We start from the raw sequence: 23,626 nt of genomic DNA, 5'->3' as shown, positions 1-23,626 counted from the left end.
GGCGGTTAGTGAGATTTATCAGGTTTTAGTACTTTTAGTCGATCGTGATGCCTAGCCAATGGTAAAATAATTGCCTGACAATTCCTGTTTTAATGCCTTAAAATGAAGTTAAGCCATACCCCTGTCGATACCATAGAGATGTTTAACCGACAGATTTTTGTCAAGAGAGACGATCTACTCCATCCTGAATTTTCAGGTAACAAGGCGCGAAAGTTTGCCTATTTCCTTGAGCATGATTTTCCTGGAGTGACTAAACTCATCGGCTATGGCTCCCCCCAGGCAAACTCCCTCTATTCAATGTCGGCGCTAGCTAAACTTAAGGGCTGGAGTCTAGATTTCTATGTGGACCACATTGCCTCTCACATCAAACTCAAGCCAAGTGGTAATTATGCTGCAGCATTAGCCAATGGCGCCCATATCATATCACTCGACACCTTGGATGATAGAGCTGGCCGAGACACTCACACTTATATACAAGAGCTTGTGTTGCCGCTTGAGGAAAATGCTGTTTTTGTTCCTGAAGGAGGTCGCTGCGAGTACGCCGAGTTCGGAGTGTCTAAACTGGCCGAAGAGATAGCGCAGTGGGCAAGGGAGAGTGGATTCGGTCAGCTGGTCGTTTTTCTGCCTGCTGGTACTGGCACCACGGCACTGTATCTTAATAAGTTTTTTGTTGAACAAGAGAGCGGTATCCGAGTACTGACCTGCGCGGCGGTTGGGGGGAGCGGCTATTTAACCCAACAATTTAACCAATTGTCAGCTAATCCAATACATCACCCTGAGATAGTGACTCTGGTAAAAAAGTATCATTTCGGCAAGCTGTATCCTGAGTTTTATGAGATGTGGAAAACGCTCTCACTCAGTGGTATCGCTTTTGAGCTGCTTTATGATCCTCTCGGTTGGATGGCACTGGAACGACATCTAAGCATCAGTCAGGATGATGTGCCTATCTTATATCTTCACCAAGGAGGCTTACTAGGTAATGAAACCATGCTGGCGAGATATAGGCGGAAATACGGTGATTAAAATGATTAACCGTTTAAACGAAAAGTGGCTATTTAGGGGAGTTAACTAGGGGGAGTATTTACCGTTTGGTCAGGCTAAGTATCTGTGAAAGTGATACAGCCTGAACCAAAGGTAGGAGTTGCTTTATTGCTTAATAGCCGACTTATGGTGTCGGTCCTATCTGTTTCCTGTCTATTAGCGGGGAAACATTCGATACCAGTGAGAGGAGTGTATCGATTAGCATCTATTTGTTGCTTGAACTAATCTCTGACTAGCAGCCTAGTGAGAGTTTGACGACAATTCATTTAAACTTATTTATTGCCAGATAAAAGCCAATTCATAAATTTCAACGCTTCGGTGCGCTTAGAGAAAGTCTGTCGGTTTTTTCCTTGGCTATCGGTGAAAGCGATAGAAGATTTATTTACCGAAATTGAATCTACTGGAAAACTAACTGTGATCTGGTGACCATTTACATTGTACGACATAGGTCATACTCCTTATGTTTTACTGCTAGTACTAATCAATAGCAGTTTGTATTTAATAATAAAATCCTTAGCAATGAGCAAAAGATGAGCTTTAAGTTCGTTTTGAGACTAGCCATCTTCGACGGATTAATCAAGTAAACTCGTCATCATTTTTTTGTTAAAAACTGTAACCTGTCTAATGATCTGTGAACCGATTGGAACAAAGTTAAACACAGATATATGACAGCTAGATGACTAAAATTGAGGTGTTGAACCGGCGTTATAATATTTTTGCGAGGCAGTGACGATATGGAGTCGGACTAACAAATAAAATTAAATATAGGTTTCTCAAAACTAGCGGCCATTATATCTGCAAAAATGGCCTTGTCAATGCTATTTTCATTTTTTGTCTCAAATGCCGATACCGCAGGCATGCCGAACATGGTGGCAGTACGTAAAGATGCGATATCTTTCCGTCATATAGGGATGGTTGATCCTAAAATATAATTATCATTTTGAGCTTAACTTGATTTCTATCAGCTTCAAGATAGTGATAAAGTCTATAATCAGCAACAACTTTATCGGGATACCCTTTATGTTTGTCCCTTTCTTTTTAGACCTTTTATTGTGAGAGCAGCATAATGGCAAAAGTACTCGACTCGGTTGACCAAAGAACCCAGCTTGTAGGAGAAAACCGGCTTGAATTATTACTATTTCGAATTAACGCCTCTCAACTTTTTGCGATAAATGTATTTAAAGTCAGAGAGGTGGTTAAATTGCCGCAATTGAGTACCGTTCCTGGTAGCCATTCTCATATTTGCGGCGTGGCCAATATTCGTGGCTCGTCTACCCCGGTTATCGATCTTCGTAGCGCTATCGGCTATAAACCTATCACAGTTGAGCATGAGGCTAACATGATCATCACTGAGTATAATCGCAGTGTTCAGGGTTTTAAGGTGGGTAAAGTCGAGCATATCGTCAATATGACCTGGGGAGATATCTTACCTCCGCCCAAATCGGCTGGCAGTCATCATTATTTAACGGCGATCACACGCATCGAAATCGATGGCGTTAGCCAAATCGTCTCTATTATCGATGTGGAAAAAGTGTTGGCGGAGATCATTCATTACGACGTCAGCTTGTCTGAAGGGGTACTAGACCAGACCTTGGTTGACGAGATGCAGGGGCGTAAAATTTTAATCGCCGATGACTCACCCACGGCGCGCAGACAGATAAAGGAGACGCTGGAGCCTCTAGGTTTAGAGATCTTGGAGGTCTCGGACGGTTTGCAGGCATTAAAGATGCTACAGAGCTGGTGTGATGAGGGGAAGTCTGTACATGATGAGATCTTAATGTTGATCACAGATGCGGAAATGCCTGAGATGGATGGCTACAAGTTAACTCATGAGATCCGCAGCGATAAGCGCATGAATGATCTCTTTATCACATTGAATACTTCATTAAGTGGTAGCTTCAATAAGGCCATGGTGGAAAAGGTGGGATGTGACCGTTTCATCTCTAAGTTCCAACCGGATCTGCTTGTCGATGTGGTGCAACAGAGGCTAAGAGAGTTAGTGAATGCGGCAATCAAGTAAAAAGAAGTGTACTTAGAACCAAGTTTTGTCGGTTAAAGGCGTGCCCTGCTCGATGGCTATGTCTTTTACCACCTCCTGTTTTACTCGTTTAGGTGAGGCTATGTTGATTCGGCTGATACGCACAGCATAACCGAAGCGACTACGTCCTACTTGGGATAACACGGCTTCGAAAAAATGCTTATCCAAGCCTAATGTTTGACTGTAATGGTTAACGGCTTTAGCAAGTGAGCTATATTTCACCCCGTCAAATTCAAAGCCGACGACAAAATCGCTATCATCTATGTCGATACCGTCCAAACTTAGGGGCCAACCATTGGCGTTGATTCTATCCCTGGCGATCAGGTACATCATCCAGGCACTTTTCTTGAAACCCTCAAAAACGCGACAGGAAAAATCAGAGTCGATTAGTTCCTGCTCTGTCCAATTAACCCCTATGGCAAGGTGTTTGGCATAGATATGCATTAACTCATCTTTGACGGCTAGCTGGCAATCCCAAATAGACGTTAGCGGACTTTTTTGAGCCAGTTTGAGACATTCTTTGCAGGCGGGGACCCCAAGACTTGGGTGTGGGGTATGCACGCTGGCATGATACTCGAACACGCAGTTACTGGGCTCATTACAGAACCAGCAAGTATGGCGAAATTCGAAGGGAACATCGATGAGGGGAACCGATTGCGTCATAATCTATCCAAGACAGATATGACGCAATAGTAATGACTGAAATTTAACAAAGACTTTGATTTCAGTAGCAGAGTATGGCGAAAGGCTCAATTACTCTGCTTCAACCTCGACTAATGATTTAGCCAATTCGATAGGATCGATTTCTAAACATTCTTGATCGGCTAACCAATCGGTACCGACAAGTACGCCATCGTCGTTCAGGTCCGATACCCAAAAATCAAGGAACTCGACTAAGGTGAACGACACCGCTTGATAGTCAGACCACTCTTCGGTGCAGTGAACCTTGGCACTTGCTTCAGAAGACCAAAGCGGCATTACGTCAGTATGTTCGTATTCAGATGAATCGCATACGACCCAACCTTCACCGGTTTCATCTTGTAATCCCCAGACAACTTGATGTTGTTTTACATTCTCGATAAAGCTGGCTAGTTCAGGGGTGATTTCGCTCATGATAGATCTCTTCAGTGTGTAATTAAAACCGGGTCATTATACGCTAGGCGACGTATTCTCCAAGGGAATCTTGCTGATTAACGTCTGTTAGATAAAACATTAACTAAAAATCACCTTATTTCTGTCGAAAAAATGGATTAATAGTTAAACTATCTTGTTCCTATCGTTATTATGGCTCAGATCTTTGTCGTTTTTTGCGACCTTGATAATTTTATTTTTATCATTCTAGTCAAAATATTTTTTTGCATTCTTGGAGTTATCGTTTTGATTAAAAATGTCCCATTAGCATCCGTACTCTTCGTCTCTTCCCTCTGGGCGTTGCCGGCTAGCGCCGATGACTTCGCTGCTTGTGTCGTTAATCTGCAGGAGAAAGCCCAGCAAGAGGGCCTTTCGAAAGAGACTATCGATAACGTGTTAGCCAATGTTAACTATGTCTCCAGGGTGATTGAACTCGATAAGAAGCAACCCGAGTTTAGCCAGACTTTCGATAACTATTTCAGTAAGCGGGTGACAGGTTGGCGTGTCAGCCAAGGTCGAAAAATGCTGCGCGAGCACAAGGTATTATTAGCCCAATTACAAGAGACCTATGGTATCCCACCGCAATACTTGATGGCGTTTTGGGGGCTCGAAACCAACTTTGGTTCGTATAAAGGCAAGATGCCGGTGCTAGACTCACTGGCTACCTTGGCGTGCGATCCTCGTCGGAGTCAGTATTTCACCGGTGAGTTGATGAAGGCGCTAAAGCTTAAAGAGAAGTATGATTTTGATGCCGCTACCATGGTGGGGTCTTGGGCCGGCGCCATGGGGCATACTCAATTCATGCCGAGCGCTTACACTCACTACGCCGTCGATGGTGACGGTGATGGCAAAGCCGACCTATGGAATAGCACTGCCGACGCCTTGTCTTCGGCGGCGAACTTCCTCAATAAACTCGGTTGGCAGCGAGACGAACGTTGGGGCCGAGAGGTGAAATTACCTGCAAATTTCAATTATGATTATCTCGGTAAGCCTAAGGCTCAAGGATTAATTGAGTGGAAAAAGTTGGGACTGACTCAGAGTAATGGTGCGGCCTTATCGACCCCAGACATGACTGCAACCCTCTATCTCCCAGCCGGGCATACCGGACCTGCCTTCTTAGGTTATAAGAATTTCGATGTGATCATGCGCTGGAATCGCTCTGAATTTTATGCCATCGCGGTCGGTCATTTAGCCGATAGGATTAATGGCGGCGTAGGATTAGTCATAGCGCCGCCGAAACAAGATAACTTAAGCCGTGCACGCGTTAAGGCGCTGCAAGCTAAGTTAAATGATAAGGGCTTCGATGTGGGGAAACCCGACGGCGTGATGGGCAGGAACTCTAAGACTGGCTTACGTGCCTATCAGCAGAGTGTGGGCCTAGTAGCGGATGGATTCCCCGATGAGGCGACGTTTAAGGCCATCGGCATCGACTAGTTCGTTTACCATGGGGTTGGGTGTATGTAAACTCACGCTTAGCCCTTAGGTTATAGAAGGTGTGATCACATTGATTGCACCTTTTTTTATCCGTAACCTATTCTATTACTGAAATTCATCGCGATCCGCTAATATTTAACACTAGAGTGCGTAGGTGACTTTTGTTAAGCTTCGTCACCAAAATAGAGTCAGGTACAGAGTTAAGGACATTTGATGAGCATTAAAAAAGATATGGTTGTGCAGTTTAAATACACACTGCGTGATGAAAAGGACGAAGTTTTAGAGACGAATAAAGATCTGGATCCTATCGCGTATCTGCACGGCCATAACAACATGATGCCTGGTGTTGAAGATTCAATTGAAGGTAAAGAGGTTGGCGAGAGCTTCTCTGTCACACTGGCGCCGGAAACCACATACGGTGTTAGAAATGAAGATGCGATTCAGCGTGTCTCTGTTAAGCATCTACAAGGCGCTAAAAAATGGACAGTTGGCATGCGTGCATTGCTTGATACGGATCAAGGTCAACGTCAGGTGACGATCGTCAAGATGGGTAAGTTTATGGCGACGGTTGATGTGAATCATCCACTGGCGGGTCGTGAGCTCACTTTCGATATCGAGATCATCGAAGCGCGTGATGCGACCGATGAAGAGCTTGCCCACGGTCATGCCCACGGTACAGGTGGTCATCACCACTAATCGCTATGCAGCGATGAGTGACAGGCATATAAAACCAGCATCAGTGCTGGTTTTTTCATTTTGGTCTCTTATCTGACATTCGCCCAATTTAACTAAGATTAGGAATAGTTAGCAAGCATATGGTTATCGATTTTTCTCAGGGGAAAGTGATCTTGTCTCCGTTTGAGGTACAGGTTCGATTCACTACGTCTGGCATTACTATGTATGCCATGGTTGAAGATATTAAATTCATCGATGATGCACTCATCATGCATGCCGACGCTGGAGCCGTAAGGTGGAGCCTAAAATTAGACTCCCTAGCGCAAATCGCGGCGATTCGAGAAGAGTTAGGCGTCTAGAAGACGCTTCAACTTTAATACCGATTGAGGTTATAAGCCTTCTCTGTTGTGGGGCGCTAAATAATCCAGCTCTGGGCCATCGGGGACAATTTGGCTTGGATTGATATTGGCATGGCTAAAGTAATAGTGCTGCTTAATGTGTTCAAAATTAACCGTGTCTGCGATGCCTTCGACCTGATACAGGTCTCTGAGATAGCCTGATATCGCTCGGTAGTCTTGGATACGTCGCTTGTTAGTCTTGAAGTGGCCGACATAAACGGCGTCGAAACGAATCAAGGTGGTGAACAGCCTCCAATCGGCTTCTGTTATCTTGCTACCCGTGAGGTAGCGCTGCTGGGTTAGTGTCGACTCCAGCTTATCTAATGCGGTGAAAATCTCATTAAAGGCTTCACCGTAGGCGGCTTGGGAAGTGGCGAACCCCGCTCGATAGACACCATTGTTTATACTTGAATAGATATATTCATTGAGCGTATCAATCTCTTCACGTAGGGCTGGAGGATAAAAGTCTAACTGGTTACCGGTCAGGTGATTGAAGGCTGAGTTAAACATACGAATAATGTCAGCAGACTCATTACTGACTATGGTGTTGGTTTGTTTATCCCATAGCACAGGCACTGTGACGCGTCCGCTGTAGTCGGGCGCAGCCAGCTGGTATATCTGATACAGGAACGCCTTATTATTGAGTGCGTCTTCATCGGCACCTGTTATATGGACAGCATCTTGGCTTTGGCTGGAGCCGGCAAATTCCCAGCCATGGTGCAACATGTGAGGCTCGACGACGGTGACATCTATGATACTGTGCAATGACTTAAGCTCACGAAAAATTAATGTCCTGTGCGCCCAAGGGCAGGCTAGGGAGACGTACAGATGATACCTGCTCGCTTCTGCCTTGAAGCTCTGTGTGTCAGGCGTACCAGACTGAGTTTGTTCATCGGCAAGGATCCAATTTCTGAAACGTGCGTCTTCACGGACAAATTTACCGCCATTCTCTTTGGTCGAGTACCATTGGTCGACCCATTTTCCATCTTGAAGTAAGCCCATGCTAATCCTCTACACTGTTTTTGCATTATGAATGTCTTTGATCCAATTTAGCGCCGATTTAAATGGATTAAAAGGCGATAATTTGGCAGTTAACGTCCAATTTAATCGAATGTTTTCTTGGTTTACATACCAAGTAGCTTAGCTTATGGTGATCCTGATATGATATCGGCGATTAAATTTCATTAAAAATAAAGGGAAATAGATGTCAGTAGCAGCATTAGAGCGAATAACCATAGAGCCAAACAGCAGCGCAACGGCATGTGTGATCTGGTTACACGGCTTAGGTGATTCCGGCGCCGGTTTTGCCCCTGTAGTACCGGTACTGGGTCTGCCGGATGATCACAGTATTCGTTTTATCTTCCCCCATGCTCCCGAGCAGGCGGTGACCATTAACCAAGGTTATGTGATGCGTAGCTGGTATGACATTAAGAGCATGGATCTGCATAACCGTGCCGATATGCCTGGGGTGCTGGACTCGGAGCAACTAGTTATTGCACTGATACAGGAGCAGATTGATGCCGGAATACCCGCAGATAAAATCGTACTGGCAGGTTTTAGCCAAGGTGGTGTGATTAGCCTGTTTAGTGGACTAAGATATCCACAAACGTTAGCCGGCATAATGGCGCTGTCTTGCTACTTACCCACGGCCGATGCATTACCGACTCAACTGAGCGCCGCCAATAAACAGACGAGCATACTGCAGCACCATGGCGAGCAAGATGATGTGGTGCCATTCACGGCGGGCAAGATGGCCAACGATCTATTGAATCAAGCCGATTATCAAACCGAATGGAAAACCTATGCCATGGGACACAGTGTGTTACCGCAGCAACTGCAAGATATAGGCAAATGGCTCGCCAGCAGATTGATCTAGCTGAATACTTTGAGAGCTATCCAAGTATTAAGCTTGCCATATATGCGCTTGCTGATGATGGGCTCTCAGCATTTGACCGAGGCGATGTAGACGTTACTCGCTGAGTTAAATAAACCACTTCCAAACCACTAAATCCAGAGCAGCCTAATGGCTGCTTTTTGTGTCTAGTGCGCTACTTGTATGTCCCCTAAGCTCTGTGCTTCATTGTTAAATTATTAAAGCGTAATTTAACAATTGTCATTACTCGCTGTTTAGAATGAGTTTTTCCCATTTCGCGCACGAAAAACCTCATCGTTAACGATTTTAGCGGCGACATTGATGTCAATACACATATTTATTTTTAAAATATAACATGGTTGCGTGTTACCACTGTTCTTGCTTCTTGTTTGCTTGGTTATTTTATCTAGGTTAGCTAACTAGTTGAAAAGTATGGCTGAGAATCTTTCGCTGCTTATCTGAATAATATGTTAATAATAATTGCCTCAACCTTGGTTGTCGCTTGTTCTTATTTGCGAACAGTTTTTGAAGTAAACCACTGTATTTTAGAACATTAATGTCACATAAATTCATTAAAGTGACACATTGTCCAAATGTTCTTTGCTATTATGTTGCCAGCGAGTCCACAGAGTCTCACATGGTAAAAATGATGGTAACAAGTAAATATCTAATAAAAAATGGGGTTGAGAGTAATGACAAATAAGCTAATTAAAGGTTTAGTTGCGACTGCAGTACTGGCGGCATTAGCCGGCTGTGGCAGTGATAATGATGACAACAAAGAGGTTGCTCTGCCGGCAACATGTGCTGAAGCAGGCGAAGCTTGTACAATTTTCACCGTACTTCACACTAATGATAACCATGGCCGTTTCTTTGAAAACAAATACGGCGAGTATGGCATGGCGGCGCGTAAGACGCTGATCGATCAGATCCGCAGCGAAGTTGAGTCAAACGGTGGCGAAACCATCTTACTTTCTGGTGGTGATATCAACACGGGTGTCCCCGAGTCAGACTTGCAAGATGCGCGTCCGGATTTCGTCGGTATGAACCTGATTGGTTACGATGCTATGGCAGTGGGTAACCACGAGTTTGATAATCCATTGTCAGTGGTTGATATGCAGCGTGAACTGGCTAACTTCCCTATGTTAGCGGCTAACATCTATAACAAGGTTACTGGTGCTCGCTATTTCGATGCTTACAAGGTATTCGATGTTAACGGTCTTCGTATTGCCGTTGTCGGTCTGACGACTGAAGATACCGCCAAAATTGGTAACCCTGAATTCATCAAAGGTCTAGAATTTACCGACCCCCAAGAAGAACTTAAGAAAGTTATTCAAGACATTAAAGATGCCGATGCGGCTGATCTGATCTTCGCTACTACTCACATGGGTCATTATGCAGATGGCGCCAACGGCGGCAACGCGCCTGGTGATGTTGCTCTGGCTCGTGCAATGACTGCAGGAGACTTAGCTGCTGTGATCGGTGGACACTCGCAGAACCCAGTGTGTATGGAAGGCGATGCATACGATCCTGAGTTCACACCTGGTGGCGAATGTAAGCCAGATGTGCAGAACGGCACGTTCATCATGCAGGCTCACGAGTGGGGTAAGTATGTTGGCCAAGCCAATTTTGAATACTTCAATGATGAGCTACATCTAGCCAGCTACAAGTTGATCCCTGTTAACCTTAAAGCTAAAGATGCTGATGGCGTTCGTCAGTTCATTGGCGAAGAAATCACCCCTGATGCTACCGTGCTTGAAATCATGCAGCAGTACCAAAATGTCGGTCAGGAAGAGCTTCTTGAAGTTATCGGTACTACCGATGGTAAACTTGAGGGAGACCGTGGTGTTGTTCGTACACAACAGACGAATATGGGTCATCTAATTGCTGAAGCTCAGCGTACTAAAGTCGATGCTGACTTTGCGGTCATGAACTCAGGTGGTGTACGTGATTCTATCGAAGCCGGTGAAATCACATACAAGGATGTTTTGACTGTGCAGCCATTTGGCAACTCAATAACCAAGAGCACAATGACTGGCGCGGAAATCACTGAGTACTTAAATACAGTCGCTACAGTAGATATAGGTGTAGATGGTAATGGCGCATACCCTCAGCTTGTAGGGATTAAGATGGATGTTGATTGTGAAGCTAAAACAGTTGCAATCAACGACATCAATGGCAAGGGCTATGATGCTGACGCAACTTACAGCTTCACCGTTCCTAGCTTCAATGCGGCAGGCGGCGATGGCTACCCAGTGCTGACTCCTGTTATGACGGGTTATGTTGATGCTGAGGTTATGTACACCTTCATCAAAGACATTGGTGATATATTGGTTGCTGATTTCGCTCCAGTAGCCAGTGATATCCTGTTTTTGAACAGTAATAGCACTTTGGCTTGTCAGCGCTAGTTTAGTCGTTCACTTCTTTACATAGCAGCCCTCGGGCTGCTTTTTTGTTTGTATTTATGCTTACTGTCGAAGACTGTTCAAAATAAAAATATATTTAAATAAATGTAAAATGTCCCTTGAAAACTAAAAATACGCCTACATATATTGAATATGGAACGCTCGATGAGGTTCCATCGTTAACTCAAATCGTGATGCCTTCGGGGTCAATCGAGTTAACAATTAGTAAATAACCGGTGCGACAAGTACTGCAGCAGCAGTCGAGTCGGCCAACGTAAATTAACTATATTGCTTAAGACAAGGATATAACTATGCGTAATTATGATCTCGCTCCCCTATACCGCAGTGCCATTGGTTTCGATCGTCTAGCCCAGCTTGCAGAGCATGCGGCTTCCAATAAAGGCAATTCAGGTTACCCTCCCTATAATATTGAGCTGCTTGACGAAAATCGTTATCGTATCACCATGGCCGTTGCCGGTTTTTGCATGGACGAACTCGATATTACCAGCGAAGGCGAGAAGTTAATCGTCAAGGGAATTAAGGCTGGTGAAGATAAGAGTCGAAAATATCTCTATCAAGGAATTGCCGAACGTGGCTTCGAGCGTACTTTTCAGTTGGCGGATTATGTCACTGTAATTGGAGCTGAACTTGAGAACGGCTTGCTCGATATCGACTTGCAACGAGAGATCCCCGAAGCCCTGAAGCCGAGAAAAATTGAGATCGGTGCGTCACGGGTACTTGATGCCGAATAACTGGCTCAAATTGGTGTAACACAAGGTGAGCAACAGGGCTAATCGAGTTTATTGATCAACTGCCTGGACTCAGAACTCGTTTATCCCTCGACACTAGCACCATAAGAAAAGGGAGCCGATGCTCCCTTTTTAGTGTTTAGCGGTTAAATAACCTCTATAACGGTCTCTGATACCAATCGGTATGATTAAGCTCGCATTGCCTTCTCACCGCGCGACAATCCAACCACACCGGAGCGCGACACTTCGACCACCTTGGTCACTTCACTCACTGTGCCGATAAAGGCATCGAGTTTGTCTGAGGTACCAGTTAGCTGAACGGTATAAAGTTCGGCGGTGATATCGACTATTTGACCGCGAAAAATATCAGTAATACGCTTTATTTCATCACGAATATTGCCTTTGGCTTTTACCTTGATCAAGGCAATTTCACGCTCAATATGATCAGACTCGGTCACATTGGAGACCTTGAGGACATCGATAAGTTTATGTAATTGCTTCTCTATCTGCTCCAGAACGGCTTCATCGGCTACCACGCAGATGTTAAGGCGAGACAGGGTGATATCATCGGTGGGCGCGACGGTTAAGCTCTCGATGTTGTAGCCGCGTTGAGAGAAGAGACCGACGACGCGAGACAGGGCGCCTGGTTGGTTTTCCAGTAATACCGATATAATACGACGCATTAGCTTTTCTCCGTTTTGCTGAGCCACATCTCGTTCATCGCGCCGCCGCGGATCAACATGGGATATACATGCTCTGCCTGATCGATATGTATGTCGACAAATACTAGCTTGTCAGTCATCGCCAGGGCTTTTTTCAGGCCAGATTCGAGCTCAGCCGGATCGCTGATGCTGATGCCAACATGGCCATAAGCTTCCGCAATTTTGGCAAAGTCGGGCACCGAATCCATATAGGAATGTGAGTGACGACCGGAATAGATCATATCTTGCCACTGTTTCACCATGCCGAGGAAGCGGTTGTTCAGGTTGATGATTTTGACCGGAATATCGTATTGCAGCGCCGTCGACAGCTCTTGAATATTCATCTGGATGGAACCGTCACCTGTGACGCACAGCACGGTCGCATCGGGATGGGCGAATTTAACGCCCATGGCGGCGGGAAGTCCAAAGCCCATGGTGCCTAGTCCGCCGGAGTTTATCCATCGACGTGGCTTGTCAAATGGGTAATAGAGCGCGGCAAACATCTGGTGTTGACCCACGTCCGATGCCACATAAGCATCGCCATTGGTGAGCTTGTGCAGTGTTTCGATCACCTGCTGGGGTTTGATCTTATCTGAGCTGGTTTCATAGGCCAGACTCTTGCGCGAACGCCAGTGATTTATCTCGCTCCACCAAGAATCGATGCTGGCTGCATCGGCATTGGTATCACCACTGCTCGCGAGTTGCGCCAACATCTCATCGAGTATGCTATCGGCCGAACCTACGATGGGGATATCGACTCTTATTGTCTTAGAGATAGAAGAAGGATCGATATCTATATGTAAGATGGTGGCGTTAGGGCAATATTTTTCGACATTGTTGGTGGTGCGGTCATCGAACCTGACGCCGATACCGAAGATGAGATCGGTATTGTGCATCGCCATATTGGCTTCATAACAGCCATGCATGCCTAGCATACCCAAGCTGTTATCGTGGCTGGCCGGGAAGGCGCCAAGCCCCATCAGGGTACTGACTACGGGTATATTGAGTTTTTCTGACAGTGCTAGAATTTGCGGATCACACTCTGAGATGATGGCGCCGCCGCCGACATAGAGTACAGGCTTCTTCGCGTTTAGCAGCGCTTGTAAACCGCGACGGATCTGGCCCTTATGACCCGAAGTCGTCGGGTTATAGGAACGCATGCTGATTTTTTTAGGATATTCATAATCAAACAAGATCTCAGGATTCATACAGTCTTTAGGCACATCGACGACAACTGGGCCTGGGCGACCACTAGCAGCAATAAAAAAGGCCTTCTTGATGATGGTCGGTATATCTTTGGCATCGGTCACTAGGAAGCTGTGTTTAACCACAGGGCGGGAGATGCCGATCATGTCGCACTCTTGGAATGCGTCGTTACCTATCAAGTTACTGGGAACCTGACCCGATATGATCACCAAGGGGATTGAATCTGTATAGGCGGTGGCGATCCCTGTGATGGTGTTGGTTGCACCGGGACCTGATGTCACCAGTACTACGCCGACTTCGCCAGTTGAACGAGCGTAACCATCGGCCATATGCACCGCAGCTTGCTCGTGACGGACAAGAATATGCTCAATTTTTGATTTTTCGTGCAGGGCATCATAGATATCCAGTACAGATCCGCCGGGATAGCCAAATATATGTTTTACGCCTTCGTCGATCAGAGATTGAACGACCATGCTGGCGCCGGATAACTTCTCCATTTGTAAAGCCTCATAAGTTACCGCTACGGTGTGCAGTATCTTGCAACAGCGACGGTAATCGCTTGAATTAAATGAGTGTGGACGGTGATCCTTACTCTCGAAATGTCGAATAACTTTTGGTTTAAAGTTGATTTCACCCTGTAAGGCGCGACACCTGGTTAAAATTAACAGAATTTCATCATATAAAAAAATCAGATCTATTCAAGTGTTTTATGCAAAAAAGAGCCAAAAATGAGAAAAAATACGATTAATGATGCAGATAATGATAAAAGAGTGAATTTTTAGTGAGTGTATTCAGAGAATCTTCACAGTATTGATTTTATTAAATGGGTGTGGCGTATTTATGTGTAGATAAAATTGATAGATTTTTCAGGTATTTCAGGAGCTTGCATACAGATAAATGTTAAAAATGGCCCCTTATGTCGAATTTAAGCATAAAAGGGCATTTTTCTACATTAGTACCCAGGTTAAGTCACACCTGTTAAATCGCTCTGGCGGCGGTGAGCAAAGAACTGACAAATAGCGACCAAGATGACTGCACTAAGCATTAAGGCGGAGAAAGGCACAGCCGTGCCGGTGTAAAACAGGGCTAATAGAGGGCCGGCTACCGCGCCGAAACCAAACCTCAAGGTGCCGACAACTGCGGTGGCTGTCCCCGTCTCTTGTTGGAACTGCATTAAGACGATGGCATCGGCATTGACCGACATCACCCCGAGACATGCCATAAATGGTAGCAGAGCGAGCACGGTAAAGTGATAACTCATTCCCAGCCAATTCACCGCGAACAGGACTGTTCCGGCGATGATAGCCAGCAAGGTGGCCACCTTGAGCATCCTGCGTGAACCATAACGAACGACAATGCGGCTATTGACGATATTGGCTAGCATCAGAGCGCCGACATTGGTGCTAAACAAGATGGCAAACAGTGATTTATCTAAGCCGAAGACCTCCATATAGACAAATGGCGACGCCGTCAGGTAACAGAAGAATGCGAAGGAAGTCAGCACGCCACTGGCGATGTGAAGTTTAACTCCCGGTTTAGTAAAGACTACCGCGTAGGCGCCGAAGAAAGATTTTTGGGTACGTTGAGTTAAATCTGTATCGCTGGGCATTTTCAACTTCCAAAACACCAGTATCAACATGATCACGGCGTAGAAACCTAAGATGAAAAAGATAAGATGCCATTCACCAAACTCTAAAATCAAGCTGCCTATGCTAGGGGCTATTAATGGAGCCAACATCATGATAAGACTGACATAAGACATGCCTTTAGCCGTATTTTTACCATAGACTTCTTTGATATAACCCGGCACGACGACAGTCGCGGCAGCGCCGATAAAGGCCTGACCGAATCTGAGGGCTAAAAATGACTCTATACTGGTGACAAAGGCTAATAAGAAACTCATTACGGCAAAGCCTGTGAGGCCTACAATGACCAAGGGCCGTCGGCCAACGCGATCGGCCAGAGGGCCAAAACACAGCATGCCTAATGCGTATCCTGCTAAATAGATACTGAGTGATTGCTGCACCATGGTGATATCGGTATGAAAACTCGCGGCAATTGTCGCCATGGCAGGCAGATAAAGATCGATAGCTAAAGGTGTGATAGCGATTATCGCTGACAACATGGGGATCAAGAAGACAAGGCTTAAATTGGCTGCCGGATTTGTTGTCGGGCTTGTTTGATTGGATGCCGTTTTCACTAATACCTCTTTATTAAGTGAGAATGAGCCCTAATATAAGGCACATAGGATGACTGTCGAGTCAGATGACTAAATTTAGTCTACGAAATAGAGTGACTCATGCTGCGCTTAAAAAAGAGTCATTTATATATGACTGCGATGCGAGTCCTAGCGATGAACACTGGGACTAGGTTGCGATGAATAAGTACCGTGAATGTAACGTTCGAGAATTAAAGAAGCGTGCAACATGTACGAAAACCTGCGCCGAAACAGCTCAGTGAACAGAAGGTTATTGCCTGGTTCCAGCTAGATACTCTCGATGTGGTAACTGGGTCTCCCCTGACCCTAAAGAGACGCGACATTGTACGACTTATCACTGAGGTTAGCCATGGCTAGGCTAGATTTAAGTTTATTTTAAGCATAGAGTTTTGTCACTCAATACGAGCTAGGCTGTGTGTCTATCCAGACTCTCTTTTTGTTGTGGCTAGGCGTATTCACATGACAGAGTAGGCATTTTGAGTCAAATTTAAGATACAAGATTCAATCTCGACTAAGGAGGCTTCAAATTCGGCGTTGCTAGAGGCTCCGCCAATACTCAGTCGAATGTAGTTATCGTGATTGTCAAAATCGTCGCCGTTGCGGATCAAGATGCCACTGGATGCCAAAGAGGTCACCACATGATGGCCCTTGACTGGTGACTTGAGCTGTAACCAGCCGGTCATGTGTATCTCCCTGTTATATTTGTTTTTTACTTTTTACTTTTTACTTTTTCATCACTTGTGGTATTGGTCGCCGAAGATGAATTCTTCATTGCTGTCGAGCCAGGTTGGATATTTGTGCATGATATTGGCAAATATTGGGCTCTCAAGGTGATCGGCTAACCAATGTTGTACGTTTGGGTAGGGAGCTTGATTGAACCAGGTGCTGTCTACCCCGGCAAATTGGCGAATAAAAGGCAAGATGGCAAAATCGGCGATACAGGCAGCATCACTTAACAGCTGCCGATGTTGGCCTAATAAGTGTTCGAGCCGAGCGATAAACGTTTCGCCTTCTGTGCGGTAAAAAATTTCACTCTGCTCAGGGTGTCTGTCGGCATATTTATACTTATCTAACCAAGATTTGAACTCATTGTCATTGCTGTTGATCAATACCTTAGCCTGCTCTTGTCGTTGCGAGTCACCGGTAAGTAACAGGTTGTGAGGATCGTTCTGTTCTAGGGCCCAGCGCATGATGTCCAGGCTCTCATCTATGATATTGCCATCTGGTAAGATAAGCACGGGAACCGTGCCTTTAGGTGAAGCCGCTAACATGGGTTCGGGCTTATGTTTAAGCAGTATTTCACGTAAAGAGACAGAAGTTCCCGCAAGTAAAATACCTAAACGGGCGCGCATCGCATAAGGGCATCGTCTGAAAGAATAGAGGGTGGCTAAAGACATAGGTGTTATTTCATTTATACATGATTATGGCCGTTATTCTTAACCGACTAACGATAAATGACAACGAATAAAAAGGGGGTGAGTGGACGAAAATTATCATTTTATGAATAAGCTGGCTTTTTACCTGTTTATTGCAGTGTGACTCAGGTAAAATTCGTCGCGATTTTGTTACCTGGCTCAAATGTGGGTCGGGTTGTTACTTTTTTTTAAGATGCGCTGGAGATTAAGCTCCTGCCAGCATTGAGGTTGATATGTCCCAAGTTGTCGTTTGTGCCCTATATAAGTTTGTTTCTCTGCCACATTTTGAATCTATTCAGCAGCCTTTGCTGGACGTCATGATTGATTCAGGTATCAAGGGCACCTTGTTACTCGCCAGTGAAGGCATCAATGGTACCGTTGCCGGTTGCCAAGACGCTATCGATAATCTGCTCAATTGGTTGAATACTCAGCCGGGCTTAGACAATATCGTGCATAAGCTATCTTTCGATGCCGAGATGCCGTTTTACCGCACTAAGGTAAAATTAAAGAAAGAGATCGTGACCATGGGAGTCGAGGGCATAGATCCCCTCAAAGTGGTTGGCACTTATGTGAAGCCTCAAGACTGGAACAAGTTAATCTCAGATCCCGACGTCATCTTAGTCGACACCCGCAACGAGTATGAGGTGCAGATTGGTACCTTCAAGAATGCCGTCAGTCCTAAGACCAATACATTCAGAGAATTTCCCGCCTACGTAAAAGAAAACTTAGACCCAGCCAAACATAAGAAGGTCGCCATGTTCTGTACCGGCGGGATCCGTTGTGAGAAGTCGACGGCTTACCTCAAGGAGCAAGGCTTCGATGAGGTATATCACCTCGAAGGCGGTGTGCTTAAATACTTAGAAGAAGTTAAGCAAGAAGAGAGTCTGTGGCAAGGCGAGTGCTTCGTGTTCGATAATCGAGTCGCGGTTAATCATGACTTAGAGAAAGGTCAGTACGACCAGTGTAATGCCTGTCGCATGCCAATTACAGCCAGTGAGAAAGCCAGTGAGGCTTATGTTCAAGGAGTGAGTTGTCCTCACTGTATCGACACCATATCCGATAAGCAGCGTCAGCGTTTCGAAGAACGTGAGCGTCAGATGCAGCTCGCCGAAAAGCGCGGTGAAGCCCATATTGGCAGTGATGTAAAAGCCGTTATCCAGTCTCGCCGCAGTGAGAAAGAGAGCTTGAAGCAAGCTCAGCTGGAACTGAATAAAAAATAAATCGGTTAACACCTCTGTATATACCAATAAAAAAGCCGTCTTAGACGGCTTTTTTATTGGTGATTTTTTGTTAAACCAAGAGGTATCTTACCAATAGGTATTATCAATCACTGCTCTTATCGGTTTTCTTTTTAACCTCTGTGGTATTTTTGTTCAGTACTCCCTGCAATAGCTCCATGGGCAGGGGAAACAGTATGGTTGAATTTTTTTCGCTGGCTATCTCAGTCAGTGTTTGTAGGTACCTGAGTAAGATGGCGTTGGGCTCTTGTGCCAGTTTAGCAGCAGCTTCAACTAGTTTGGCCGAGGCTTCCAACTCACCAGAGGCATGAATCACCTTAGCGCGTCGTGTACGCTCGGCCTCCGCCTGCTTGGCTATGGCCCTGACCATGGTTTCATTAAGATCGACATGCTTTATCTCAACATTAGACACCTTGATCCCCCAACCATCGGTACGTGAGTCTAGAATGCTCTGAATGTCGGTATTGAGCATCTCTCTATTGGCTAACATCTCATCGAGTTCGTGTTGTCCAAGTACCGATCGCAGCGTAGTTTGAGCCAGTTGAGACGTAGCTTGCAGATAGTCTTCAACATTGATGATGGCTTTTTGAGAGTCCAGCACTCGAAAATAGATCACGGCGTTGACTCTAACAGAGACATTATCTCTGCTGATCACATCTTGGGTGGGGACATCCATCACTATGGTCCGCAGATCGACCCTGACCATCTGTTGGATGATTGGAATGACTATGATTAGGCCTGGGCCCTTGACCCGATAGAATCGTCCGAGCAGGAAGATAACCCCGCGTTCATATTCCCTTAGAATTCGAAAGGCACTGAGTATTATTGCAAATATCAGCAAGAGTACGGCTAGGCTAAACATGACGCCGCTGGGCAAGATGGGATCCATTATTTTTCTCCTTCTGCTTCGATGTTTGTATCAGGGCCTGTGTTAGGGTTAGCTTTTTTGTCGATGGCTTGACCCAGAATTAAGGTCAAGTCGTCGACCTGCGCGACTTCGACCAGCTGATCTTTTTGTAGGGGAGTAGCAGATATGGCTGCCCAACGTTCACCGCCGAGCAATACAAATCCATGCTCGATAAAATCTTCCAATACCTTGGCTTCGGCCCCTACGATGGCTTCGTGGCCGCTGACAATTTTGTTATGCCGTGAGCGCCACAGGTACCCCAGGCAGAAGATCATAAATGCCGCGCTCACCAAAGTGACCGCGGCGATAACGGGCAAGGAAACCTGAAATTGGCTATTCTTGGTATCGATTAGGAACACAGAGCCCAGTGCAAACGCGATAACGCCACCTATGCCGAAGATGCCGAAGCTGGGCATCATGGCTTCGGCTATCATCAAGCCGATGCCGAGCAGCAACAAGAGGAGTCCGGCGAAGTTAACCGGTAACATCTGAAAGGCGTACATGGCAATAACCAGAGCGATAGCACCTGTGACGCCAGCCACGCCTATGCCTGGACTGTAAAACTCCAGAATCAGGCCGTAGACACCAATTAACATGAGTATGTAGGCGATATTAGGATTGGTGATAGTCGCTATAAATTGATTACGCCAGTCCGGCTTTATTGGCGTCAATTTGGCCTGTGAGAGTTCAAGTATATGAGGCTGCTGATTGATGCTCACCTCCCATCCATCGAGTTGCTTGATTAAGTCTGCTGTAGAGTTAGCGATAAGCGTGATGACATTTTTCTCTAACGCTTCTTGTGCGGTTAAGGTGGCGGCCTCTTTGACGGCCAGCTCGGCCCACTCTTCGTTGCGGCCACGTAACTGGGCGAGAGAGCGAATATAGGCGATGGAGTCATTGAGGATCTTCTTTTCCATGGCAGAGGGCGAACTTGTCTTATTATCGTCCTTGTCTTGAGGGGCTTTGGGAGAGCCCCCAATACTGACGGGAGTTGCCGCGCCTAGGGTCGTTGCCTGTGCCATGGCTGCAATATGACAAGCGTACAAGATATAGGTCCCCGCGCTGGCGGCTCTGGCGCCTGCGGGATGAACCAGGCAGGCGATGGGCACTTGTGAGTTGAGTATGGCCTGATTGATGTCTCGCAGACTGGAGACTAAGCCTCCCGGAGTATCTATGATGATGACTACCAGAGGCGCACCAGCCTGATTGGCGATGGCCATCTCAGTGGTTAAGTAATCGCTAATGGCTGGACCTATAGCCCCCTTGATGGTGAGTACCGGAATTTCGGTTGCGGTGCCGGTTTGTGTCTGTGATGACGCCTCGCTGCTGGCGAGGCTTGAAGGTGTAAAAAATAAAAGAAGAAACAATGCAATAGAGAACATTGCATGGAAAGGGTCCGTTATCGTTCGAAAGCGAATCATCATAGGAGAACTTCACAGCCATTATTGTAAAGTCTAGCCAAAATAATTCGTGTCTGCTTAATGAAATTGGTTTGAGTGAATTGATGATGACTTAACTATACTAAAAGAACGGATTTATCTTCTATTTTACTCGCTCAAGGGGGGATATATGGGTATCGCGATCACTCTGGCATCATTTCTTAATCATCATAGGGTCGACTATTCCATCGTCAAACATCGTAAGACGCTCTCTTCCTTGGACTCTTCTGCATCGGCCCACCTCCCCAGTGCTCAGGTCATCAAAGCCGTCTTGCTGGTCAATGGCGAGGGTGATCACCTGTTGGCCGGTATCGGATCGGGACACAGGTTATCGGTATTGAAGGTGAGTGAAGTGATGGGGGAAGTATACCAATTAGCCGATGAGCAAGATCTACAGGCATTATTTCATGACTGTGCTAAAGGCGCTATTCCAGGGTTAGCCGAGGCATATGGCATCAAGATGATGTTGGATAAACGCTTAATCGATGAAGACATGGTCTATATCGAAGCCGGCGATCATTGTCACCTGATTAAGATTAATCACCTGCAATATACGCCCTTACTCTCGGGGACGCTACTGGCCGATCTTATCGGTGAGCCTATTGGTACACCTAAGTTTGGCGATTATGATAACTGCTATGACAAGCGTTACCTCAGCCACTTCTAGACGCGTTGTGGATGAATATTCTGAGGTTGATTTTTGCTTAAATCAAAGGTTAAGCAGTACACTGGTGTCAGTAAACGTGTCTATAGAGATAATTCCGCTTTTTACTCCTCACAATCTATGGTATTTTTCACGGCTTTTTATCTTTATCGGTTAATTTTTCCTGATTAATCGATCATTTAAATTTTTGGGGCGAGTGAATGTTTGTTGGTTTTGATTATGGCAGTGCCAATTGTGCCATAGGCGTCATGGATGAGAGCGAAGTACGATTATTACCCTTGTCGGCAGATTCCAAATATCTGACCTCGACGCTTTATGCCCTCGACAGGGAGCTGATTGCCGAGGCTGTGTATCAACAGATGCCGCATCATTTAAGAGCCGACTTCGCTAGTTTACGAGGTGCTCAACTTAGCCGCGCACAACAAGCACGTCGTGAATTAGATCTCGATAGTGATGAACAAGCAGTTTTTGTCGGCGAACAAGCCGTCAAGGCTTACTTAGATATGCCCGAAGAGGGATTCTATGTCCGTTCGCCAAAATCTTTTTTGGGTGCCAGTGGACTCAGAAATGATCAAATCGCCTTGTTTGAAGATATCGTCACCATGATGATGCTACATGTAAAGTCGGTTGCCGAGTCTGATACCGGGCTCAATAATAAAGGGGTAATAACCCATGCGGTTATTGGCAGGCCGGTTAATTTTCAAGCCATAGGTGGCGAGGAAAGCAATCGACAGGCCGAGTCTATATTGAGATTAGCGGCAAAAAGAGCCGGATTTACCGATGTCGACTTTCTGTTTGAACCCCTGGCAGCAGGCATGGATTATGAGGCGAGTCTGACTGAAGACAAAGTTGTGCTGGTGGTCGATGTTGGCGGCGGCACCACAGATTGCTCTGTGGTGAGAATGGGACCATCACATATTAATTTGAGCCAACGTAGTCAAGACTTCTTGGGCCACAGCGGGCAACGAGTGGGCGGCAATGATTTGGATATTGCCTTGTCGATGAAAGCGTTTATGAGCCACCTTGGTTTAGGTTGTCACATGATTAACGGCTTGCCTGTGCCGAGCAAGCCATTTTGGAATGCCGTTGCAGTCAATGATATCAGTGCGCAACGAGATTTCGTTTCACTGAGTTCTCGTAAATTGATTGAAGACTTGATCCATGATGCCGAGCAACCTGAGTTACTTAAAAGGTTACTCAAGGTTCAGCAAGAGCAGTTAGGATACCGTATCGTCCGCAGTGCCGAGCAGGCTAAGATAGGCTTAACAGATGCAGACTCGGTCACCTCTAAATTAGATTATATCTGCCCGCAGCTTAACGCCGAGGTGAGTCGAGAATTATTTAGTGAGGCCATTGCCGTCCCCAGCGCTAAAATACAGGCCTTGATGCAACAAGCACTTGATGTGGCTGGTGTGTTGCCGGATGTTATTTATGTGACTGGCGGTACAGCCAGAAGTCCGGCTATTTACGATAAAATAGCCAGTTTATATCCCCATATTCCGGTTGTTGTCGGCGACCATTTCGGCAGTGTCACGGCGGGCTTAACTCGCTGGGCACAGAGAGTATTTAAAGAGGAAAAAAAATGAAAATTGGCAATCAGTTCGGCACTTCGTTGATAAAAATGTCTGGAAAATGCGTCGCCGCAGGATTTATCTTGTTGGGCCTAACAGCTTGTGGCGGCGATGATGTCGCCAAGGTGAGTCTGGGTATGTTTACCACTAAAGATGTGATCATAGATGCACGACACGATCCAAAACTCCCGGGGGTCACTTGTCATATTAGCCGTATAGAAGCAAACCTGAGTCTAGCCGATCCATCGGATATGAGCATCGCATGTCGTCAGACTGGACCGATATCGGCGCAAGAAATCGCGGCTATCGATAGGAGTAAGAATGGTGAAGTCATCTTTAAGCAATCTTTGAGTATCTTATTTAAGTCGCTGAAAGTGCGCCGCATCTATGATGCAGATAACCAAACCTTACTGTATCTTTCATATTCCACCAAAGAGACTCAAGGTAGCCATAAGCACGCCTTATCGACCGTGCCACTGTATAACACAGGTGCATGGCAGGCCCCCGGAGTTCCGGTTCAATAGCG

23 protein-coding genes are annotated in these 23,626 nt (G+C 45.9%); 12 read left to right on the top strand and 11 right to left on the bottom strand.

Going from position 1 to position 23,626, the window contains the following annotated elements; translation table 11 throughout:
- The first annotated feature begins 102 nt into the window (after positions 1 to 102).
- Positions 103 to 1,023, top strand: a complete 921-nt coding sequence (locus tag HRU42_RS04980; protein WP_295029236.1) for a 1-aminocyclopropane-1-carboxylate deaminase/D-cysteine desulfhydrase — start codon at positions 103 to 105, stop codon at positions 1,021 to 1,023.
- 290 nt (positions 1,024 to 1,313) lie between these two features.
- Here HRU42_RS04980 and HRU42_RS04975 read toward each other — a convergent pair whose 3' ends face one another.
- On the bottom strand, positions 1,314 to 1,487 hold the full coding sequence (locus HRU42_RS04975; RefSeq protein ID WP_112353065.1) for a hypothetical protein: 174 nt from the start codon (positions 1,485 to 1,487) through the stop codon (positions 1,314 to 1,316).
- Positions 1,488 to 2,107: 620 nt separating this feature from the next.
- On the opposite strand from HRU42_RS04975, the gene HRU42_RS04970 reads away from it, so the two are divergent.
- Positions 2,108 to 3,061 carry a chemotaxis protein CheV gene (locus tag HRU42_RS04970; protein ID WP_295029235.1) on the top strand — a complete coding sequence of 318 codons (954 nt, stop codon included), beginning with the start codon at positions 2,108 to 2,110 and terminating at the stop codon, positions 3,059 to 3,061.
- Between the two features lie 12 nt (positions 3,062 to 3,073).
- On the opposite strand, the gene HRU42_RS04965 is transcribed toward HRU42_RS04970, so the two are convergent.
- Together HRU42_RS04965 and HRU42_RS04960 are read right to left on the bottom strand one after the other, a co-directional pair.
- Positions 3,074 to 3,742, bottom strand: a complete 669-nt coding sequence (locus HRU42_RS04965; protein WP_295029234.1) for a hypothetical protein — start codon at positions 3,740 to 3,742, stop codon at positions 3,074 to 3,076.
- Positions 3,743 to 3,832: 90 nt separating this feature from the next.
- On the bottom strand, positions 3,833 to 4,192 hold the full coding sequence (locus HRU42_RS04960; RefSeq protein WP_295029233.1) for a DUF2750 domain-containing protein: 360 nt from the start codon (positions 4,190 to 4,192) through the stop codon (positions 3,833 to 3,835).
- 264 nt (positions 4,193 to 4,456) lie between these two features.
- On the opposite strand from HRU42_RS04960, the gene HRU42_RS04955 reads away from it, so the two are divergent.
- The 3 genes from HRU42_RS04955 (at position 4,457) to HRU42_RS04945 (ending at position 6,678) form a co-directional block, all read left to right on the top strand.
- Positions 4,457 to 5,644, top strand: a complete 1,188-nt coding sequence (locus HRU42_RS04955) for a lytic murein transglycosylase (protein WP_295029232.1) — start codon at positions 4,457 to 4,459, stop codon at positions 5,642 to 5,644.
- A 213-nt stretch (positions 5,645 to 5,857) separates the two neighbouring features.
- A complete protein-coding gene (locus HRU42_RS04950) occupies positions 5,858 to 6,340 on the top strand; it encodes a peptidylprolyl isomerase (protein ID WP_295029231.1) in 483 nt (160 codons plus the stop codon).
- Between the two features lie 119 nt (positions 6,341 to 6,459).
- The gene (locus tag HRU42_RS04945) at positions 6,460 to 6,678 is read left to right on the top strand and encodes a DUF3389 domain-containing protein (protein WP_295029230.1); all 219 of its coding nucleotides are present in this window, start codon (positions 6,460 to 6,462) and stop codon (positions 6,676 to 6,678) included.
- 30 nt (positions 6,679 to 6,708) lie between these two features.
- On the opposite strand, the gene HRU42_RS04940 is transcribed toward HRU42_RS04945, so the two are convergent.
- Entirely contained in the window at positions 6,709 to 7,719 is a 1,011-nt protein-coding gene (locus HRU42_RS04940; protein WP_295029229.1) for a glutathione S-transferase family protein, read from the bottom strand.
- A gap of 202 nt (positions 7,720 to 7,921) precedes the next feature.
- On the opposite strand from HRU42_RS04940, the gene HRU42_RS04935 reads away from it, so the two are divergent.
- The 3 genes from HRU42_RS04935 to HRU42_RS04925 all read left to right on the top strand — a co-directional run bounded on the left by HRU42_RS04935 (position 7,922) and on the right by HRU42_RS04925 (position 11,744).
- The gene (locus HRU42_RS04935; RefSeq protein WP_295029228.1) at positions 7,922 to 8,593 is read left to right on the top strand and encodes an alpha/beta hydrolase-fold protein; all 672 of its coding nucleotides are present in this window, start codon (positions 7,922 to 7,924) and stop codon (positions 8,591 to 8,593) included.
- Between the two features lie 689 nt (positions 8,594 to 9,282).
- Positions 9,283 to 10,995 (top strand): bifunctional UDP-sugar hydrolase/5'-nucleotidase UshA, encoded by a 1,713-nt coding sequence (gene ushA / locus HRU42_RS04930; RefSeq protein ID WP_295029227.1) that lies wholly within the window; start codon positions 9,283 to 9,285, stop codon positions 10,993 to 10,995.
- Between the two features lie 308 nt (positions 10,996 to 11,303).
- Positions 11,304 to 11,744, top strand: a complete 441-nt coding sequence (locus tag HRU42_RS04925; RefSeq protein WP_295029226.1) for an Hsp20 family protein — start codon at positions 11,304 to 11,306, stop codon at positions 11,742 to 11,744.
- A gap of 185 nt (positions 11,745 to 11,929) precedes the next feature.
- On the opposite strand, the gene ilvN is transcribed toward HRU42_RS04925, so the two are convergent.
- From ilvN to HRU42_RS04900, 5 genes are all read right to left on the bottom strand, one after another.
- A complete protein-coding gene (gene ilvN / locus HRU42_RS04920) occupies positions 11,930 to 12,424 on the bottom strand; it encodes an acetolactate synthase small subunit (RefSeq protein ID WP_295029225.1) in 495 nt (164 codons plus the stop codon).
- Positions 12,424 to 14,145: an acetolactate synthase 3 large subunit gene (locus HRU42_RS04915; protein ID WP_295029224.1), complete on the bottom strand. Its 1,722-nt coding sequence runs from the start codon at positions 14,143 to 14,145 to the stop codon at positions 12,424 to 12,426. Before HRU42_RS04915 ends, ilvN begins: the two co-directional genes overlap by 1 nt.
- A gap of 467 nt (positions 14,146 to 14,612) precedes the next feature.
- Entirely contained in the window at positions 14,613 to 15,848 is a 1,236-nt protein-coding gene (locus HRU42_RS04910) for a multidrug effflux MFS transporter (RefSeq protein WP_295029223.1), read from the bottom strand.
- A gap of 473 nt (positions 15,849 to 16,321) precedes the next feature.
- On the bottom strand, positions 16,322 to 16,549 hold the full coding sequence (locus HRU42_RS04905; RefSeq protein ID WP_295029222.1) for a hypothetical protein: 228 nt from the start codon (positions 16,547 to 16,549) through the stop codon (positions 16,322 to 16,324).
- 51 nt (positions 16,550 to 16,600) lie between these two features.
- Positions 16,601 to 17,263 carry a glutathione S-transferase gene (locus HRU42_RS04900; RefSeq protein WP_295029221.1) on the bottom strand — a complete coding sequence of 221 codons (663 nt, stop codon included), beginning with the start codon at positions 17,261 to 17,263 and terminating at the stop codon, positions 16,601 to 16,603.
- A 251-nt stretch (positions 17,264 to 17,514) separates the two neighbouring features.
- Here HRU42_RS04900 and HRU42_RS04895 point away from each other — a divergent pair, with 251 nt between their 5' ends.
- Positions 17,515 to 18,501, top strand: coding sequence for a rhodanese-related sulfurtransferase (locus HRU42_RS04895; RefSeq protein ID WP_295029220.1), 987 nt, complete (start codon positions 17,515 to 17,517; stop codon positions 18,499 to 18,501).
- 103 nt (positions 18,502 to 18,604) lie between these two features.
- On the opposite strand, the gene HRU42_RS04890 is transcribed toward HRU42_RS04895, so the two are convergent.
- Together HRU42_RS04890 and HRU42_RS04885 are read right to left on the bottom strand one after the other, a co-directional pair.
- Positions 18,605 to 19,408 carry a slipin family protein gene (locus HRU42_RS04890; protein WP_295029219.1) on the bottom strand — a complete coding sequence of 268 codons (804 nt, stop codon included), beginning with the start codon at positions 19,406 to 19,408 and terminating at the stop codon, positions 18,605 to 18,607.
- Positions 19,408 to 20,808, bottom strand: a complete 1,401-nt coding sequence (locus HRU42_RS04885) for a nodulation protein NfeD (RefSeq protein WP_295029218.1) — start codon at positions 20,806 to 20,808, stop codon at positions 19,408 to 19,410. The genes HRU42_RS04890 and HRU42_RS04885 overlap by 1 nt, the downstream gene beginning before the upstream one ends.
- Before the next feature lie 187 nt (positions 20,809 to 20,995).
- Between HRU42_RS04885 and HRU42_RS04880 the strand changes: the two genes are divergently transcribed.
- The 3 genes from HRU42_RS04880 to HRU42_RS04870 all read left to right on the top strand — a co-directional run bounded on the left by HRU42_RS04880 (position 20,996) and on the right by HRU42_RS04870 (position 23,624).
- On the top strand, positions 20,996 to 21,532 hold the full coding sequence (locus HRU42_RS04880; RefSeq protein WP_295029217.1) for an aminoacyl-tRNA deacylase: 537 nt from the start codon (positions 20,996 to 20,998) through the stop codon (positions 21,530 to 21,532).
- Positions 21,533 to 21,729: 197 nt separating this feature from the next.
- On the top strand, positions 21,730 to 23,115 hold the full coding sequence (gene yegD / locus HRU42_RS04875; protein ID WP_295029216.1) for a molecular chaperone: 1,386 nt from the start codon (positions 21,730 to 21,732) through the stop codon (positions 23,113 to 23,115).
- Positions 23,116 to 23,150: 35 nt separating this feature from the next.
- Positions 23,151 to 23,624 carry a CreA family protein gene (locus HRU42_RS04870; protein ID WP_295029261.1) on the top strand — a complete coding sequence of 158 codons (474 nt, stop codon included), beginning with the start codon at positions 23,151 to 23,153 and terminating at the stop codon, positions 23,622 to 23,624.
- Positions 23,625 to 23,626: the final 2 nt, after the last annotated feature.

This window comes from Shewanella sp. (assembly GCF_013214165.1).
Classification (GTDB): domain Bacteria; phylum Pseudomonadota; class Gammaproteobacteria; order Enterobacterales; family Shewanellaceae; genus Shewanella.
The sequence above is the reverse complement of the archived record's forward strand: the minus strand, read 5'-3'. Positions and strand labels throughout refer to the sequence as shown.

Excerpts from the sequence above, each read along its gene's own strand:
- HRU42_RS04940 (WP_295029229.1), bottom strand. The coding sequence starts at position 7,719 with ATGGGCTTACTTCAAGATGGAAAATGGGTCGACCAATGGTACTCGACC.
- HRU42_RS04980 (WP_295029236.1), top strand. The coding sequence starts at position 103 with ATGAAGTTAAGCCATACCCCTGTCGATACCATAGAGATGTTTAACCGA.
- HRU42_RS04900 (WP_295029221.1), bottom strand. The coding sequence starts at position 17,263 with ATGTCTTTAGCCACCCTCTATTCTTTCAGACGATGCCCTTATGCGATG.
- HRU42_RS04975 (WP_112353065.1), bottom strand. The coding sequence starts at position 1,487 with ATGTCGTACAATGTAAATGGTCACCAGATCACAGTTAGTTTTCCAGTA.
- HRU42_RS04925 (WP_295029226.1), top strand. The coding sequence starts at position 11,304 with ATGCGTAATTATGATCTCGCTCCCCTATACCGCAGTGCCATTGGTTTC.
- HRU42_RS04965 (WP_295029234.1), bottom strand. The coding sequence starts at position 3,742 with ATGACGCAATCGGTTCCCCTCATCGATGTTCCCTTCGAATTTCGCCAT.
- HRU42_RS04880 (WP_295029217.1), top strand. The coding sequence starts at position 20,996 with ATGGGTATCGCGATCACTCTGGCATCATTTCTTAATCATCATAGGGTC.
- HRU42_RS04950 (WP_295029231.1), top strand. The coding sequence starts at position 5,858 with ATGAGCATTAAAAAAGATATGGTTGTGCAGTTTAAATACACACTGCGT.
- HRU42_RS04890 (WP_295029219.1), bottom strand. The coding sequence starts at position 19,408 with ATGGATCCCATCTTGCCCAGCGGCGTCATGTTTAGCCTAGCCGTACTC.
- HRU42_RS04885 (WP_295029218.1), bottom strand. The coding sequence starts at position 20,808 with ATGTTCTCTATTGCATTGTTTCTTCTTTTATTTTTTACACCTTCAAGC.
- HRU42_RS04935 (WP_295029228.1), top strand. The coding sequence starts at position 7,922 with ATGTCAGTAGCAGCATTAGAGCGAATAACCATAGAGCCAAACAGCAGC.
- HRU42_RS04905 (WP_295029222.1), bottom strand. The coding sequence starts at position 16,549 with ATGACCGGCTGGTTACAGCTCAAGTCACCAGTCAAGGGCCATCATGTG.
- ilvN (WP_295029225.1), bottom strand. The coding sequence starts at position 12,424 with ATGCGTCGTATTATATCGGTATTACTGGAAAACCAACCAGGCGCCCTG.
- HRU42_RS04970 (WP_295029235.1), top strand. The coding sequence starts at position 2,108 with ATGGCAAAAGTACTCGACTCGGTTGACCAAAGAACCCAGCTTGTAGGA.
- HRU42_RS04960 (WP_295029233.1), bottom strand. The coding sequence starts at position 4,192 with ATGAGCGAAATCACCCCTGAACTAGCCAGCTTTATCGAGAATGTAAAA.
- ushA (WP_295029227.1), top strand. The coding sequence starts at position 9,283 with ATGACAAATAAGCTAATTAAAGGTTTAGTTGCGACTGCAGTACTGGCG.
- yegD (WP_295029216.1), top strand. The coding sequence starts at position 21,730 with ATGTTTGTTGGTTTTGATTATGGCAGTGCCAATTGTGCCATAGGCGTC.
- HRU42_RS04870 (WP_295029261.1), top strand. The coding sequence starts at position 23,151 with ATGTCTGGAAAATGCGTCGCCGCAGGATTTATCTTGTTGGGCCTAACA.
- HRU42_RS04895 (WP_295029220.1), top strand. The coding sequence starts at position 17,515 with ATGTCCCAAGTTGTCGTTTGTGCCCTATATAAGTTTGTTTCTCTGCCA.
- HRU42_RS04915 (WP_295029224.1), bottom strand. The coding sequence starts at position 14,145 with ATGGAGAAGTTATCCGGCGCCAGCATGGTCGTTCAATCTCTGATCGAC.
- HRU42_RS04945 (WP_295029230.1), top strand. The coding sequence starts at position 6,460 with ATGGTTATCGATTTTTCTCAGGGGAAAGTGATCTTGTCTCCGTTTGAG.